Below are 14,405 nucleotides of genomic sequence, written 5' to 3' on the forward strand. Positions count from 1 at the left end.
GGCCGGTCACCTGAACGCCGGGCGCGACGCCGGGCACAACGCCGGGCACAACGCCGGATGTGAACGCCGGAAGCAACGCGAAAGCAACGCGGAAGCGACTCCGGCTGAGCACCCGGTTGCGACGTCCGATGCAATAGACGGCATCACGCTACTGAGCGCCCTCAGGGGGGCCAACCCCTACGCTCCCCTACCGACTTCCCCTGGTTGACGAGGTGTCGGCGACTGCGATATTCCCTAGGATCGCGGGGGTGTGACCGGAACGGCGGGCGGCGGTCGGCCGGGTCCCGACAATTCCCATTGCCTGATGCGCGGACGCGGATATTCTCCCACGTTCCGCCGACGGATCCCCGTTCTTCGTAAACCCGAACGTGCCCTGCCGGCGCCCGCTCCCGGGTCCGGCCGAGTGGGAGAAGCATCCATGCAACTGACAGCGGAACCGACCTCGGCAGCGGCTGCCGAGCAGCAGGTGCTCACCATCGGTCCCGAGGATCCGCGCTACGCGGACCTCACCCGTGGCTGCAACCAGCGTTTCGTCAGCAAGCCCGACCAGGTCTACCTGATCCGCTCCACCGCGGACGCCGTGCGGGCCGTCCAGGAGGCGGTGGACGCCGGCCGGCAGCTCGCGATCCGCAGCGGCGGCCACTGCCAGGAGTCGCTGGTGGACAGCGGCGAGGTGCGGGCGCTGCTGGACATGTCCGAGCTGCGCGCGGTCGAGTTCGACCCCGAGCGGCGGGCGTTCTCGATCGAACCGGGCCTGACCCTGGGCGAGATGTACCGCACGCTCTTCAAGAAGTGGGGCGTCACGCTGCCCGGCGGCTCCTGCCCCTCGGTCGGCATCGGCGGCCACATCGCGGGCGGCGCCTACGGTCCGCTCTCCCGCCGCCTGGGCTACCTGGTGGACTACCTGTGCGGCGTCGAGGTGGTGGTGGTCGACGCGGACGGCACCGCGCGCGCCGTGACCGCCACCGACGCGGCCGACGACCCCAACCGCGAGCTGTGGTGGGCGCACACCGGCGGTGGCGGCGGCAACTTCGGTGTGGTCACCAAGTATTGGCTGCGCACCCCGGGCGCCCGTGGCCGGCAGCCGGGCGAACTGCTGCCCCGGCCACCGCAGTCGGTGCTGCTCGGCTACGTGGTCTGGCCCTGGGAGGGCATGGACGAGGCCAACTTCAGCCGACTGGTGAAGAACTACGTCACCTGGTACGAGCGCAACAGCGACGCCGACTCGCCCTACCTGGACCTGTACAGCGGCCTGCTGCTGCCGCACCGCTCGGCCGGCGGCATCATCATGAACGTCCAGATGGACGCCGGGGCGCCGAACGCCGCCGAGCTGTTCCGCAAGTTCGGCGAGGCCGTGCTGGACGGCGTGACGGTCCTGCCGGTGGTCGTCGAGCAGCGTGAACTGCCTTGGTACCGGGCCACCCTGTGGAACGGCCTGTACACCAGCGGCGGCCTGGAGACCCAGCGCTCCAAGGTGAAGGCGGCCGACATGCGGGCCCGCTACTCGGACGAGCAGGTGGCCACCATCTACCGCTACCTGACCACCACGGAGTACAGCAACCCGACCGCGGCGCTGATGTTCGTGGGCCTGGGCGGCATGGTGAACGAGCGGGAGAGCGACGCGACGGCGATCCCGCAGCGCGACTCGATCCTCAAGCTGGTCTACTCGGCCTCCTGGATCGACCCGGCCGAGGACGACAAGCACCTCACCTTCGTGCGCGAGTGGTACCGCGACGTGCACGCGGGCACCGGCGGGGTGCCGATCTCCAACGGCATCACCGACGGCACCTACATGAACAACCCGGACACGGACCTGATGGACCCGCGGTGGAACACCTCGGGCGTGCCCTGGTACAGCTTCTACTACAAGGACAACTACCCGCGCCTGCAGCGGATCAAGGCCGCCTGGGACCCGCGCAACGTGTTCCACCACGCGCTGTCCATCCAGGCCCCGGACACCGAGGCCTGACCCGACCCGGGGTCCGGGCGGCGCCGCCGAGGCGCCGCCCGGACCGTGCCGGACCGTGCCGGACCGTGCCGGACACGCCGCCGCAGCAACACCGAAGGGCGCCGCTCCCCGTGGGGACCGGCGCCCTTCGGCGTCCCTTCGGCGTACGGCCCGCCTCAGGTGGCCGGCTTGCGCACCATCGAGAACAGCTCGGGCCCACGCGTCTCCAGCCGCTGCTGCGCCACCCGGCCCAGCCACCAGCAGAGCAGCGCGCCCCAGCCGATGCCCACCGGCACCGCCGTCCACTCCAGCAGGTTCGACCCGGCGACCGCTCCGCTGATCAGCAGCGCCGCCGAGGGCAGCAGCGCGAGCACCGGCAGCAGGATCAGCATGATGTTGACCTTCACCTGGCGCTGCGGCGTGGGACTGCCGTCCGCCGTGAGCGGGAACATGGTCAGCACCGAGACCAGCAGCAGCAGCCCGGTGCCACCGGCGACCAGCGCCGGCTCGGCGGCCAGCACCCACGGCCAGGCCCAGTCCTGCCCGCTGATCGCGGTGAGCACCACGGTCAGCAGCAGCCCGACCGGGCCGACCACCAGGAACCAGGCCCACTGCCGGCCGCGCACGTCCGCCCGCTCCACCTGCGGGGTGACCAGGGTGAGCCAGAGCGAGGAACCGTCGTCCCCGTACAGGTTGGTGAAGCAGGCCGCCGCGATCACCGTGAAGAGCAGCCCGGCGAACGGCAGCATGATGGTGCTGCCGCTGAGCGAGGGGATGATGCAGGCGAGCACGCCGACCAGGAAGGCGATCATCAGCTGCAGGCTGCGCAGCATCGAACGGGAGTACAGCCGCAGCTCCTTGCCGATCACCGCGCCCAGCGGGGTGGACGGCAGGATCGGCTTGCTCGGCTTGCGCGGACCGGTGTGGCGGGCCGCCTTGGCACCGGACTTGCCCTTGACCGACAGGGTCAGCCGGCGCTCCAGCAGCGGCGGCCAGACCAGCGCCAGCGCACCGATCAGCAGCACCAGGCCGCCGAGCGGGAGCGCGACCATGCCCCAGTCGGAGCGGCCGGCCGCGTCCACCGCCACCGCACCCCAACCCGAGGGCAGCAGCCGCACGGTGTGCGAGAGCACCGGGGACTGGCCGCTGGTCAGCTTCTTGGCGACGATCGGCACCAGCGCGGAGGCCAGCGACAGACCGGTGATCACCAGGGCGACCAGCATCGATCCGAAGTCGCGGCCGCGCCGCGAGGAGATGGTCGGGCCCATCACCCCGATGGCCACCGTGGAGGCCACCACCGCGAGCACCAGCTGCAGCAGCACCGCGACCACGCCGACCGCCGCGGCGGCCGCACCCGACTGGGCGCCGTAGGCGATCAGGCCGGCGAAGGCGACCAGGCTGAAGACCAGCGAGACGTTGACGAACGCGGCGCCGAGCATCGCGTTGGCCAGCTTGCGGGCCGGGATCGGCAGCAGCTTGAAGTAGTCCAGCCGCAGGGTGCTGTCATCGCCCGCCAGCACCGGGCCGGTGACCCAGCCGAGCAGCCAGCCGAAGCTCAGGGTGGCCAGCACGTCGGCGCCCGCGCCGGGCCTGGCGTAGTGCACCAGGCCGGAGGCGAACGAGCTCACCGCGAACAGCGTGACGACCAGCACCAGCGCGAGCGTGCCCCAGGCGCGCTTGCCCTGGGCCCGCTTGCGCATGATCGCGGTGCGCATCTCGATCAGGACGCCAACCATGACAGCCCTTCCGCGCCACCCGTACGGGCCCCGACGATGTGCACGAACGCGTCTTCCAGGGTCTGCGAGCCGCGGACCTCGTCGAGCGCGCCGTAGGCCTCGACCCGGCCCTTGGCGATCACCGCGACGTGGTCGCAGAGCCGCTCGACCAGCGCCATCACGTGGCTGGAGAAGACCACCGAGCCGCCCGAGGCGACGAAGCGCTGCAGGATGGTGCGGATGGTCGCGGCGGAGACCGGGTCGACCGCCTCGAAGGGCTCGTCCAGCACCAGCAGCTTGGGGCCGTGCAGCAGCGCGGTGGCCAGGGTGATCTTCTTGCGCATACCCGTGGAGTAGTCCACCACCACGGTGGACTCGGCCGAGTCCAGCTCCAGCACCTTGAGCAGCTCGTCGGCGCGCTGCTCGACCACCTTGCGGTCCATGCCGCGCAGCAGGCCGAGGTAGGTGAGCACCTCACGGCCGGTCAGCCGGTCCGGCAGCGCCATGCCGTCGGGCAGCACGCCGATCAGCGACTTGGCGGCCACCGGGTCGCTCCAGACGTCGCGGCCGAAGATCTTGGCCGTGCCGCCGTCGGGCCGCAGCAGGCCCACCGCCATGGACAGCGAGGTGGTCTTGCCGGCGCCGTTGGGGCCGACCAGCCCGAAGAACGAGCCGCGCGGCACCACCAGGTCGATGTGATCCACCGCGACGTTGTCGCCGAACTGCTTGAACAGTCCGGAGAATTCCAACGCGGGCGCCTGCTCGCTCTGCTCCAGCGGGTCGGTCGCCAACTCGGTCTCCTCGTACGGGGCGGCCTCCAGGGGCCGCGCTACTCGGTTCATGGGCCGATCTCCAAGTCATGAGAGGGTCGTGTGCCAGTGGACGAGAGCCCGGGCTTTGCCGCGCCCCTCCCTGCATGTGCATGTCACTCAGCTATTCGAGGATGACGGCTTCCGCCGACACCCCTACCCCACACGCGCAGGCACTTACGCTCCATGTATAGCCCGTTCACGCTGCGCTGCCAGCCCGTCAATCGGCGCGGCGGCACCCCTAACCTCGAATTAGGGGTATCCGCACCCTACCGATCGGTCACCGACCAGTGCTGACGCGGTGGCTAGGGGGGTTGGCAGGGGTGTGGGGCGGTTGGTTTACGCCGTTACGTTACCCGCGAACCCATCCCGCAAGCCCCCGCAGGAAGCAGAGGACCATGGCCGAATCGCAGAGGACCATGGCCGAATCCCCGTCATGGCGGACCACGGACCACGGCACCGGCGAGCAGCACGGCACCAAGGGCGTCATCCTCGCCGTGGACTTCGCCGCCACCGGCCGCCCGGACGCCGGATTCGGCCAGCTGGTACCGCAGTTGGGCACCGGCATGGCGCTCTGGGAGAGTCTGGTGCCGGCCCCGGGCGAGGAGTCCGGGCTGACCGGCGAGGACTACCTGGACCGATGGAGCGGCGAGTTGCGGGCCGCCGGCCCGCAGGTGGCGGCCGTCTTCGGCTACTGCGCGTCCAGCGTCTTCGCGCTGGCCCTCGCCGAGCGGATCGCCGACTGGCAGCCCAAGCCCCAGGTGCTCCTCTTCGACCCGACCGCGATCACCGGCCCCACCGTGCTGCGCTACGGCTTCCACCGGGTGATCGACTCGCTGGCCGCGGTGCTGGGCGCCGAGGCGGTCGAGCAGGCCCGCGCCGAGGCGGCGGCGGCCACCGAACGGCAGCCCGAGCTGCTGCCGCTCACCGAGGAGTTCCTGCGGATCTACCGGGCGGCCGGGCAGGCGGCCTTCGAGAAGCTGGGCCTGGGCGCCGACCGGGCCGAGGAGTTGGTGGCCTGGTTCCGCAGCTACCTGCACTACGTGGTCGCCGCCGGCTCGCTGACCGTCGCCCCCGACCTGACCGGGGTGACCACGATCCGCGCCAACGACCTGCCCACCGGCTTCCTCCAGGCCCCCCGGGAACTGCGCTTCGACGTCGAACACACCGGGCTGCTGGGCCACCCCGAAGTCGCCCGCGCTGTCGCCGAGTTGCTCGGCTGAGCCCGCACCGTCCCGGCCGTCCCGGCCGTCCCGTCCGTCCTGCCCGCCCCATCCCAGTCCCGCCCAGCCCAGCCGAGCCCCGCAGCACGCTCCGCAGCGCATCCCGCAGACCAGGAGAGCCCCGATGCCCACCGCACCCTTCGACCAGGCCGACCTCGACCGGGTCGCGCAGGCCCTGACCGCGCTCCCCCAGGTGCAGCACGCGCGGGTGGCGAGCGACCTCACGCCGGACGGCGAGCCGCGACTGACCGCCCACGTCACCCCCGCCGAGCAGCCCGCGGCCGAGCGTGAGCCGGAGGTGGAGCAGAGACGAGTGGACGAGTGGCAGCGGATCTACGAGTGGGTCTACGGCGAGCTGCCGGCCTCCGGCGGCTTCGGCGACAACTTCGTCGGCTGGAACAGCAGTTACTCCAACCTGCCGATCCCGCTGGACGAGATGCGGGAGTGGCGCGACGCGAGTGTCGAGCGGATCCTGGCGCACCGCCCGCGCCGGATCCTGGAGATCGGCGTCGGCACCGGCCTGCTGATGGCCAACCTCGCCGGGCACTGCGAGCAGTACACCGCCACCGACTTCTCCTCCACCGTGATCGCCTCGCTCACCGCCCAGCTGGCCACCGTGCCCGAACTGGCCGACCGGGTCGAGCTGCTGGCCCGGGAGGCCAACGACTTCACCGACCTGCCCGAGGACCACTACGACCTGGTGGTGATCAACTCGGTGATCCAGTACTTCCCCAACGCCGCCTACCTGGCCGAGGTGATCACCGGTGCGCTGCGCCGGGTCCGGCCGGGGGGCGCGGTCTTCGCGGGCGACCTGCGCAACCTGCGGCTGCTGCCCAGCTTCCGCACCGCCGTGCTCGGTCGCGGCCTGCTCGCCCACCGCGACCCGGCCGAGGCGCTGGCCGCCGTGCGGCAGAGCAGCCAGGACGAGCGCGAACTGCTGATCGACCCCGACTTCTTCGCCGCCGTGCGGCGCGACTGCCCGCAGGCCGGGGCGCTGGACGTGCGGCTCAAGCGCGCCGAGCACCACAACGAGCTGAGCCGCCACCGCTACGACGCCGTGCTCTACCGCTCCCCCGCCCCGGCGCTCGACCTGGACGGCGCCGAGCAGGTGGAGTTCAGCGGCTTCGAGGACCTGCGCAAGCGGCTGACCGAGGACCGTCCCGAGCTGGTCCGGGTGGCCTCCGTGCCGAATCTGATGGTCCGTCACGAGACCGCCGCCGCCCAGCTGCTGGCGGATCTGGCGCCGTTGGCCGAGGTGCTGCACGAGCTGGAGCCCGCCACCGCCACCGGGGCCGACCCGGAGGAGTTCCACCGTCTGGCAGCCGAACTCGGCTACCGCGCGGCGGTGAGCTGGGCCGCCTCGGGCGCACCGGACGAGATCGACGTGGTGCTGGCCCGCGACAGCGACCCGGACGCCGCGGTGCCGTACCGGCCGAGCGGCGCCCTGGACCTCCCGTACACCGCCTACGGCAACAACCCGGCCCGCAACGCCGCTGCCGCCGCCCTCGTGACCACCCTGCGCGGCAAGCTCGCCGCCGTGCTGCCGCCGCACCTGGTGCCGGCCGCCATCATCCTCGACTGAAGCTCGGGTATCCGGAGCAAGGAGTCCAGATGGAAGAGATCATCAGCGCCGCCCTCTCAACGGACGCCGACGCCAAGGACTTCGCCGCCCTCGCGGTGCCCGAGTCCTACCGCGCGGCCGTCCTGCTCAAGGAGGAGGCCGACATGTTCGAGGGGATGGCGAGCGCGGACAAGGACCCCACCAAGGCCCTGCACATCCAGCAGGTGCCGACCCCCGCGCCCGAGGCGGGCGAGGTCCTGATCGCGGTGATGGCCAGCGCGGTGAACTACAACACCGTCTGGTCCTCGATCTTCGAACCGCTGCCCACCTTCGCCTTCCTGGAGCGCTACGGCCGCTCCGGTCCGGCCGGCGCCCGCCACGACCTGCCCTACCACGTGGTCGGCTCCGACCTGTCCGGCATCGTGCTGCGCACCGGTCCCGGCGTGCGGCGCTGGAAGCCGGGCGACAAGGTGGTCGCGCACTGCCTGTCGGTGGAGTTGGAGAGCCCGGACGGCCACGACGACACGATGATGGACCCGGAGCAGCGGATCTGGGGCTTCGAGACCAACTTCGGCGGCCTGGCCGAACTCTCGCTGGTGAAGGCCAACCAGCTGATGCCCAAGCCCGCCCACCTGACCTGGGAGGAGGCCGCCTGCTCGGGCCTGGTCAACTCCACCGCCTACCGCCAGCTGGTCAGCCGCAACGGCGCGGGCATGAAGCAGGGCGACAACGTGCTGATCTGGGGCGCCAGCGGGGGCCTGGGCTCCTACGCGACCCAGTACGCGCTGGCCGGCGGCGCCACCCCGATCTGCGTGGTCTCCAGCGACCAGAAGGCCGAGATCTGCCGGAAGATGGGCGCCGAGGCGATCATCGACCGCAGCGCCGAGGGCTACAAGTTCTGGAAGGACGAGCAGAACCAGGACCCGCGCGAGTGGAAGCGCCTGGGCGGCAGGATCCGCGAGCTGACCGGCGGCGAGGACGTGGACATCGTCTTCGAGCACCCGGGCCGCGAGACCTTCGGCGCCAGCGTCTACGTCACCCGCAAGGGCGGCACCATCGTCACCTGCGCCTCCACCTCCGGCTACATGCACGAGTTCGACAACCGCTACCTCTGGATGTCGCTCAAGAAGATCGTCGGCACCCACTTCGCCAACTACCGCGAGGCATGGGAGGCCAACCGCCTGATCGCCAAGGGCAGGATCCACCCGACCCTGTCGGCCGTCTTCCCGCTGGAGCGCACCGGCGAGGCCGCCCGCGAGGTGCAGCTGAACCGACACAGCGGCAAGGTCGGGGTGCTCGCCCTGGTGCCGCGCGAGGGCCTGGGCGTGGACGACCCGGAGCTGCGCGAGCGCCACCTGCCGGCCATCAACCGCTTCCGCACGGCGGTGACGTCATGACGCCGGCACCGCTCCCGCACGGCCTGCGCCGGGCCGCGGTCCTGGGCCTGGGCACCGTGGGCTCCGCACTGGCCCGCTCACTCACCTCGGCGGGCGTCGAGGTGGTCGCGGTCGAGCCCTCGGACCAGCTGCTCGCCACCGCACGGACCCGCACTGCGACCGGACTTGACGCACCGTCGGACCGGATCAGCTGGACCACTGACCTGGCCGCCGTCGCAGGCGCCGACCTCGTCATCGAGGCCGTCCCCGAGCGGCTCGCCCTGAAGACCGAGCTGCTCCACCGCGCCCACCAACTCTGCTCCCCCACAGCGGTCTTCGCGACCACCACCAGCCTCTCGGTGACCAAGGTCGCCGCGGCCGGCGGCCGGCTGCCCCGCACCGTGGGCCTGCACCCCGTGGGCCCCGCCCCGCAGGGCGGCGCGGTCGAGGTGGTCACCACCCCCGTCACCGAACCGGCCACCCGCGACTTCGCCGAGCAACTGGTCACCTCACTGGGCCGGACCCCGATCACCGGCTGCGACCGGCCGGGCTTCATCGGCCTCGGCCTGCTGATGACCTACCTGAACGGCGCGATCGCGCTGCTCGAGCGCCGCTACGCCTCCCGCGAGGACATCGACGCCGCGATGACGCTGGGCTGCGGCCTGCCGCTCGGCCCGCTCGCCCAGCTCGACCGGATCGGCCTGGACACCGCCCTGGACACCCTCACCGGTCTGCACGAACTCACCGGCGAGACACGGTTCCTGCCGCCACCGCTGCTGGAACACATGGTCACGGCCGGCCTGCTCGGCGTGAAGTCCGGACGCGGCTTCCACCACTACCCGGCCCCCACCGCCACCGTCCCCGACACCCTGGCGGCCGAACCCCGCCCCGTCCACCGGGTCGGAATCATCGGCTCGGGCACCATGGCCACCGGCATCGCCGAGGTCTTCGCCCGCTCCGGTTTCGAGACCGTCCTGGTGGCCCGCACCGAAGTGCGCGCCAAGACGGCACTGGACCGGGTCGCGGCCTCCCTCGAACGCGGCGTCAAGCGCGGCAAGATCGCCGCCGAGGCCGCCCGGGACGCACTCGAACTCCTCACCGGCGCCGAGGACTTCGCCGCCGTGGCCGACTGCGACCTGGTGATCGAGGCGGTCGCCGAGGAACTCCCGGTCAAGCGCGAGGTGTTCCGCCGCCTGGACCAGGTCTGCCGTCCCGGCGCGCTGCTCAGCACCACCACCTCCAGCCTCCCGGTGGTGGAGTGCGCGGCCGCCACCTCCCGCCCCGAGTCCGTCCTCGGCATGCACTTCTTCAACCCCGCCCCGGTGATGCGGCTGGTCGAGGTGGTCGGCACCGTCCTCACCGCCGACGACGCCCTGGCCACCGCCCAACACCTCTGCGCCCGCCTGGGCAAGCACCCGGTCACCATCACCGACCGGGCCGGCTTCATCGTCAACACCCTCCTCTTCCCCTACCTCAACGCCGCCGTCCGCCTCCTGGAGGAACACCGCGCCACCCCGCAGCAGATCGACACCGTGATCACCACCGGCTGCGGCTACCCCATGGGCCCGCTCACCCTCCTCGACGCCATCGGCCTGGACGTCTCCCTCCAGATCCAACACAGCCTGCGCGCCGCCTTCCACGACCCCTCACTGGCCCCGGCCCGCCCGCTGGAACAGCTGGTCGGCATGGGCCAGCTGGGCCGCAAGACCGGACGCGGGTTCCACACCTACTGACCAGCGAAGTACGTCACGCCGTGGTGCGACCTCCCGGCCGCACCACGGCGTACCGCACGTACTCGTCCAGGCTGCTGGAACGGCTGAACCCGGCCTTGACCAGCACCCGCCCGGAAGCCGCATTGCCGCGATGATGCCTGGCCCCAACCGCTTCAATTCCGGGCAGTCCGAAGGCATACGCGAGAAACACCTCGACCGCCTCGCTGGCGTAGCCGTGCCCCCACGCGTCCTCGCGCAGCACATAGCCGAGCCGGGGCATGTCCGGCGGCGCAACGGCCATCGTGATGAGGCCAACCAGGTCACCATCCACGTCAATACCGAACGTGTGCTCGCACCTCGGGCTCGCCCGCCGCGCCGCGAGGGCACGACCGATCCGCTCCACAGCCTCGCTCAGGTCCATGTCCCGCTCGCGCCCGAGAAACCGCAGGCCGGGTCCTCGGTAGATCCGTCGCAGGCCGGGAGCATCGGACAGCGCCAACTCCCGCAGCATCAGCACGGGATCACCCCCAGAACGTCACCGAGTTCAGCGGCCGTCGGCCGGTCCCCTGCCTCAGCCTTGAGCACCTGGCCGAGACCCCGCTGAAGCGCCGCCCACGGCTCGTTGGAATCCAGCGGCACAACACCGGTGGCGATAGCGCACCGCAGTCCCTCCGGCCCCAGCACCTTGGGATCGATCCCGACCGCCGCGTAGTCCAGCGGCCACCTCCCGGTCACGCAGGTCCAGAGGCTCCCGGCGAGAGCGTAGACATCGGCGGCAGCACTGGGCCTCACTGGTCTGACGCCCTCCTGGATGGCGGCCGCCAACTCAGGAGCGACCAGGTGAGTGATACCCCCCTTGAACCCCAGGTGCTGCTCGAAGTCGCTGTGCCAGGCCCAGGCGAAGTCGATCAGCCGCACGCCCGCCTCGGTGTGGATGCCATGAGCGGGCTGCAGATCACCGTGCACCCACCCGGAGGCGTGCAGCGAGGCGACAGCCCGACAGAGCCCCACAGCCCCGGCGAGCGCCTCCGCCCGCCCCTCGGCCCGCAGCCGCACCGGCTCGAACAATCCCCAGGTAGACGCCCCAGCGAGCCACGGCGTCACGAACCAGACCCCGCCCTCGTGCCGGCCCCACGCGACGGTTTCACCCGGAAGCCGCTGAAGGACAGCCGCCTCCCGAGCAGTGACCTCCACCCCTTCGCCGTATCCAACCTTGACCGCCATCGCGCCGGCCACCCCACACGCCTTCCACACCGTCGACCCCCGCCGATCGCTGACCACGGTCAGAACAGCCGGACCGCAGACCGCTTCGGCAGCCCTCACCGCCTCCGCCGGGCAGCAAACGAACTCGCCCATCCTCGTACCGCCTTCCAGTGGGTCAGATCCGGCAGCGCGGGCACTCGCACAGCGGCCACGACTCGTAGCGGGGCACATAGCTCAGGCGGTCGTCGCCCGCGTACTCCTCACGCTTCACCTCGACCAGCTCACCGTTCTCGTCCAACTTGCCAACAGTGAAGGTGAAGAACGGCTGCTGCGGCTCGCTCACGCGGTGGCCACTGCGAGCGCGACGTCGGCGGCGACCGTGAAGTGCACCGCTTTGCCCAGCTCCCTCGGCTCCCACCCCCACGAGTACGCCAGGGCGTCAACCAGGGCGAGCCCACGCCCCGAGCCTTGCTCGATCCCGGGCGCGAGTACGGCGGGCAGCCGGCGCGAGCGGTCGGTCACCTCGACCCTGAGGTGAGCACCGGTCCACTCGGTGCTCACCCAGCACTCACCGCCCGCGTGGACCAGGGCGTTGGTGATGATCTCGCTGGCGCACAGCAGTACGTCGGCAACAGCTTCCCGCGACAGCGGCAGTTCCCGTTCCCGCACCTGAGCGGCGATCCGCCACCGGGCTCGGGCCACCGCCCCCTCGCCGACACGGACATGAAATGCGTCGAGCACCAAGAAGTCGGTCAGGTCGACCTCCTGGTCCTGGCCGCTGCCGTCACCGTGCTCGTCCAACAGGCTCCGGTCGGCGGAGGTGCTGTCCAGCGTCCAGTGATGGGGGCGACCATGGGATTCAGCGCTGTTCATCGGAGTCTCCGGGCGAATCAGGCGGATCAGCCGAGCGCGTCAGCACCTCGGCATCGGGTACGAGGCACGTCGTCCTCGTGCCGCGTTCATCCAGTCAACGAGCCGGGCAGGTAGCAGGGAGACTCCACGGAGTGACCCCACGATGGAGTCACCACGACCAGAACGGCTCTGATGGGACATCAGGTACCCCAACCGCGCGAGGTCATCGCCGGACTGCTCGCGGATGACCGGCTGCTCGCCGCATGCGCGGAGCGGGACATGGGTACGGTCTTCCGGCTGCTCAACAGCCGGGGCGTCAGTACGCGTCGAATCGCCGCAGCCGTGGAGATCACCCAGGGGCGCCTGTACGACTACATGAACGGCAAGAGCCGAGTGGAGAAGCTCGCGCTCTTCGAGCAGATCGCCGACGCTTTCCACATCCCGGGACACCTGCTCGGCCTGGCCCGCCGCGCCTGGGAACCACCACCCGCCAGCGCGTACCACCAAACGTCGCAGCCACCACCGGCTGGAGACGACCTGGTCGCCGTGGACGCCTTCCGCAGCGCGGACCGGCAGGCCGGCGGCGGTCGCCTGTACGCGGCAGTCGTACGCCACCTGACTCACCAGGTAGCACCGCGCCTCGTCAACACCGGCAGCGGGCCTCAGGTCTTCGGCGCGGCAGCGGCCCTGACGGAGATGGCCGGATGGATGGCCCACGACTCGGGGCATGACAGCCTCGCCGCCCGGCACTTCGCCCACGCCCTCCCGCTGGCGCGGACCTCGGGTGACCTGCTGCTGGCCGCGAGCATCGCGGCCAGCAGCAGCCACCTCGCCCTCCAGACCGGCGACCTGGCCGGCGCCGCACGCTGGGCAGGTACCGGCCTCGATCTCGCCGCCCAGGGGCCGCGAACCCCCGTCCTCACCGCGAGGCTCCACACCATGCGAGCCCGCGCCCTGGCCAGCGCGGCACAACGCGTACCCGCCCTTCGCGCGCTCGATGACGCTCACCGTGACCTCGACCAGCCCGCCGACATCACGCACCCGTGGCTCAGTCCCTTCGACGCCGCAGCGCTGGCGAGCGAGTCCGCGCTGATCCACCGTGACCTGGCCGGCTATGACCGCGCGTTGGAACAGGCCCAACTGGCTATCACCCTGAGGGAGAGCGGCCGGACACGGTCCATCGCCCTGAGCCGCATCACGCTGGTGGACCTTCACCTACGGCGCGGTGCTATCGACTCCGCCGTGACCGTCGGCCACGAGTTGCTCGCCACCGATCCCGCGCTCGGATCGGTGCGCGTCGTGCACCAGATCGACGCCCTCCGGCGCCTGTTCGAGCCGCACCGTACGCACCGACCGGTGCGCGACTACCTGGTGCGGTTCGACGACGCGAGAAGGGCGAGAATGCTGCTCCTGGCCGACCTCATCGCTTCCCAGGAAGGCGGCGCCGTATGAGGCCCACACCTGCCGATCCAGCGGCGTGGCACGCCTACCTCGCCGAAGGCAACGCCCGCCAGGCCCGCAAGCGAGTCGCCGCCGACCTGCTGCTGCGCGATGCGGCCGGCCACGTGCTCCTGGTGAAGCCAACCTACAAGCCCGGGTGGGACCTGCCGGGCGGCATGGCCGAGGCCAACGAGCCCCCAGACTGCACCGTGGTCCGGGAACTGCGCGAGGAGCTGGGCCTGGAGGTCGTCCCAGGCGGTGTGCTGGTGGTGGACTGGGTCGCGCCGCACGGACCGTGGGACGACCAGCTCGCGTTCATCTTCGACGGCGGAGTCCTCCGCGCCGACCAGGCCGCGCAGTTGCGTCCGCACGACGAGGAACTGTCCGAGGCCCGCTTCTTCCCCGCGGACACCGCCGTCACGCTCCTGCGGGAGCGCCTGCGCAACCGACTCGGCGCCGCCCTCCGGGCACTGGCCGACGGGCGGCCCGCCTACCTGCGTGACGGCACCCCCGTCTGGTAGGACCGGACCGCAACACTCTCCCGCACCACCTCACGAAACGGATGA

Annotated in this window: 13 protein-coding genes; 7 read left to right on the plus strand and 6 right to left on the minus strand. The window is 71.3% G+C overall.

The genetic code is table 11. From position 1 onward, the window contains the following. Nucleotides 1-418 precede the first annotated feature (418 nt). On the plus strand, nt 419-1,969 hold the full coding sequence (locus OG403_RS07585; protein ID WP_329562505.1) for an FAD-binding oxidoreductase: 1,551 nt from the start codon (nt 419-421) through the stop codon (nt 1,967-1,969). 155 nt (nt 1,970-2,124) lie between these two features. On the opposite strand, the gene OG403_RS07590 is transcribed toward OG403_RS07585, so the two are convergent. Beyond that, a complete protein-coding gene (locus tag OG403_RS07590; RefSeq protein ID WP_329562507.1) occupies nt 2,125-3,684 on the minus strand; it encodes a hypothetical protein in 1,560 nt (519 codons plus the stop codon). Then, nucleotides 3,669-4,505, minus strand: coding sequence for an ABC transporter ATP-binding protein (locus OG403_RS07595; protein WP_329562509.1), 837 nt, complete (start codon nt 4,503-4,505; stop codon nt 3,669-3,671). The genes OG403_RS07590 and OG403_RS07595 overlap by 16 nt, the downstream gene beginning before the upstream one ends. Nucleotides 4,506-4,870: 365 nt before the next feature. Between OG403_RS07595 and OG403_RS07600 the strand changes: the two genes are divergently transcribed. The 4 genes from OG403_RS07600 (at nt 4,871) to OG403_RS07615 (ending at nt 10,365) form a co-directional block, all read left to right on the plus strand. Beyond that, the gene (locus OG403_RS07600; RefSeq protein ID WP_329562511.1) at nt 4,871-5,695 is read left to right on the plus strand and encodes a hypothetical protein; all 825 of its coding nucleotides are present in this window, start codon (nt 4,871-4,873) and stop codon (nt 5,693-5,695) included. Between the two features lie 124 nt (nt 5,696-5,819). Next, nucleotides 5,820-7,277 carry a methyltransferase gene (locus tag OG403_RS07605; RefSeq protein WP_329562513.1) on the plus strand — a complete coding sequence of 486 codons (1,458 nt, stop codon included), beginning with the start codon at nt 5,820-5,822 and terminating at the stop codon, nt 7,275-7,277. 29 nt (nt 7,278-7,306) lie between these two features. Then, entirely contained in the window at nt 7,307-8,653 is a 1,347-nt protein-coding gene (gene ccrA, locus OG403_RS07610) for a crotonyl-CoA carboxylase/reductase (RefSeq protein WP_329562515.1), read from the plus strand. After that, a complete protein-coding gene (locus OG403_RS07615; protein ID WP_329562517.1) occupies nt 8,650-10,365 on the plus strand; it encodes a 3-hydroxyacyl-CoA dehydrogenase family protein in 1,716 nt (571 codons plus the stop codon). The genes ccrA and OG403_RS07615 overlap by 4 nt, the downstream gene beginning before the upstream one ends. Before the next feature lie 13 nt (nt 10,366-10,378). Here OG403_RS07615 and OG403_RS07620 read toward each other — a convergent pair whose 3' ends face one another. From OG403_RS07620 to OG403_RS07635, 4 genes are read right to left on the minus strand one after another with little or no spacing between them, the layout of a single operon-like run. After that, nucleotides 10,379-10,855, minus strand: coding sequence for a GNAT family N-acetyltransferase (locus tag OG403_RS07620; protein WP_329572166.1), 477 nt, complete (start codon nt 10,853-10,855; stop codon nt 10,379-10,381). Continuing rightward, a complete protein-coding gene (locus tag OG403_RS07625) occupies nt 10,855-11,700 on the minus strand; it encodes a hypothetical protein (RefSeq protein WP_329562519.1) in 846 nt (281 codons plus the stop codon). The genes OG403_RS07620 and OG403_RS07625 overlap by 1 nt, the downstream gene beginning before the upstream one ends. 22 nt (nt 11,701-11,722) lie before the next feature. Beyond that, nucleotides 11,723-11,890, minus strand: a complete 168-nt coding sequence (locus OG403_RS07630; protein ID WP_329562520.1) for a hypothetical protein — start codon at nt 11,888-11,890, stop codon at nt 11,723-11,725. Continuing rightward, a complete protein-coding gene (locus OG403_RS07635; protein ID WP_329562521.1) occupies nt 11,887-12,420 on the minus strand; it encodes an ATP-binding protein in 534 nt (177 codons plus the stop codon). Before OG403_RS07635 ends, OG403_RS07630 begins: the two co-directional genes overlap by 4 nt. Nucleotides 12,421-12,741: 321 nt before the next feature. Between OG403_RS07635 and OG403_RS07640 the strand changes: the two genes are divergently transcribed. Next, nucleotides 12,742-13,851 (plus strand): XRE family transcriptional regulator, encoded by a 1,110-nt coding sequence (locus tag OG403_RS07640; RefSeq protein WP_329562523.1) that lies wholly within the window; start codon nt 12,742-12,744, stop codon nt 13,849-13,851. Next, nucleotides 13,848-14,360, plus strand: coding sequence for an NUDIX hydrolase (locus tag OG403_RS07645; protein ID WP_329562525.1), 513 nt, complete (start codon nt 13,848-13,850; stop codon nt 14,358-14,360). The genes OG403_RS07640 and OG403_RS07645 overlap by 4 nt, the downstream gene beginning before the upstream one ends. Nucleotides 14,361-14,405 lie beyond the last annotated feature (45 nt).

This window comes from Kitasatospora sp. NBC_01266 (assembly GCF_036242395.1).
Taxonomy (GTDB): domain Bacteria; phylum Actinomycetota; class Actinomycetes; order Streptomycetales; family Streptomycetaceae; genus Kitasatospora.

What these genes read in the sequence shown, in the direction of transcription:
- OG403_RS07635 (WP_329562521.1), bottom strand. Translation starts at nt 12,420, where the DNA reads ATGAACAGCGCTGAATCCCATGGTCGCCCCCATCACTGGACGCTGGAC.
- OG403_RS07600 (WP_329562511.1), top strand. Translation starts at nt 4,871, where the DNA reads ATGGCCGAATCGCAGAGGACCATGGCCGAATCCCCGTCATGGCGGACC.
- OG403_RS07605 (WP_329562513.1), top strand. Translation starts at nt 5,820, where the DNA reads ATGCCCACCGCACCCTTCGACCAGGCCGACCTCGACCGGGTCGCGCAG.
- OG403_RS07645 (WP_329562525.1), top strand. Translation starts at nt 13,848, where the DNA reads ATGAGGCCCACACCTGCCGATCCAGCGGCGTGGCACGCCTACCTCGCC.
- OG403_RS07615 (WP_329562517.1), top strand. Translation starts at nt 8,650, where the DNA reads ATGACGCCGGCACCGCTCCCGCACGGCCTGCGCCGGGCCGCGGTCCTG.
- OG403_RS07625 (WP_329562519.1), bottom strand. Translation starts at nt 11,700, where the DNA reads ATGGGCGAGTTCGTTTGCTGCCCGGCGGAGGCGGTGAGGGCTGCCGAA.
- OG403_RS07590 (WP_329562507.1), bottom strand. Translation starts at nt 3,684, where the DNA reads ATGGTTGGCGTCCTGATCGAGATGCGCACCGCGATCATGCGCAAGCGG.
- OG403_RS07595 (WP_329562509.1), bottom strand. Translation starts at nt 4,505, where the DNA reads ATGAACCGAGTAGCGCGGCCCCTGGAGGCCGCCCCGTACGAGGAGACC.
- ccrA (WP_329562515.1), top strand. Translation starts at nt 7,307, where the DNA reads ATGGAAGAGATCATCAGCGCCGCCCTCTCAACGGACGCCGACGCCAAG.
- OG403_RS07585 (WP_329562505.1), top strand. Translation starts at nt 419, where the DNA reads ATGCAACTGACAGCGGAACCGACCTCGGCAGCGGCTGCCGAGCAGCAG.
- OG403_RS07620 (WP_329572166.1), bottom strand. Translation starts at nt 10,855, where the DNA reads ATGCTGCGGGAGTTGGCGCTGTCCGATGCTCCCGGCCTGCGACGGATC.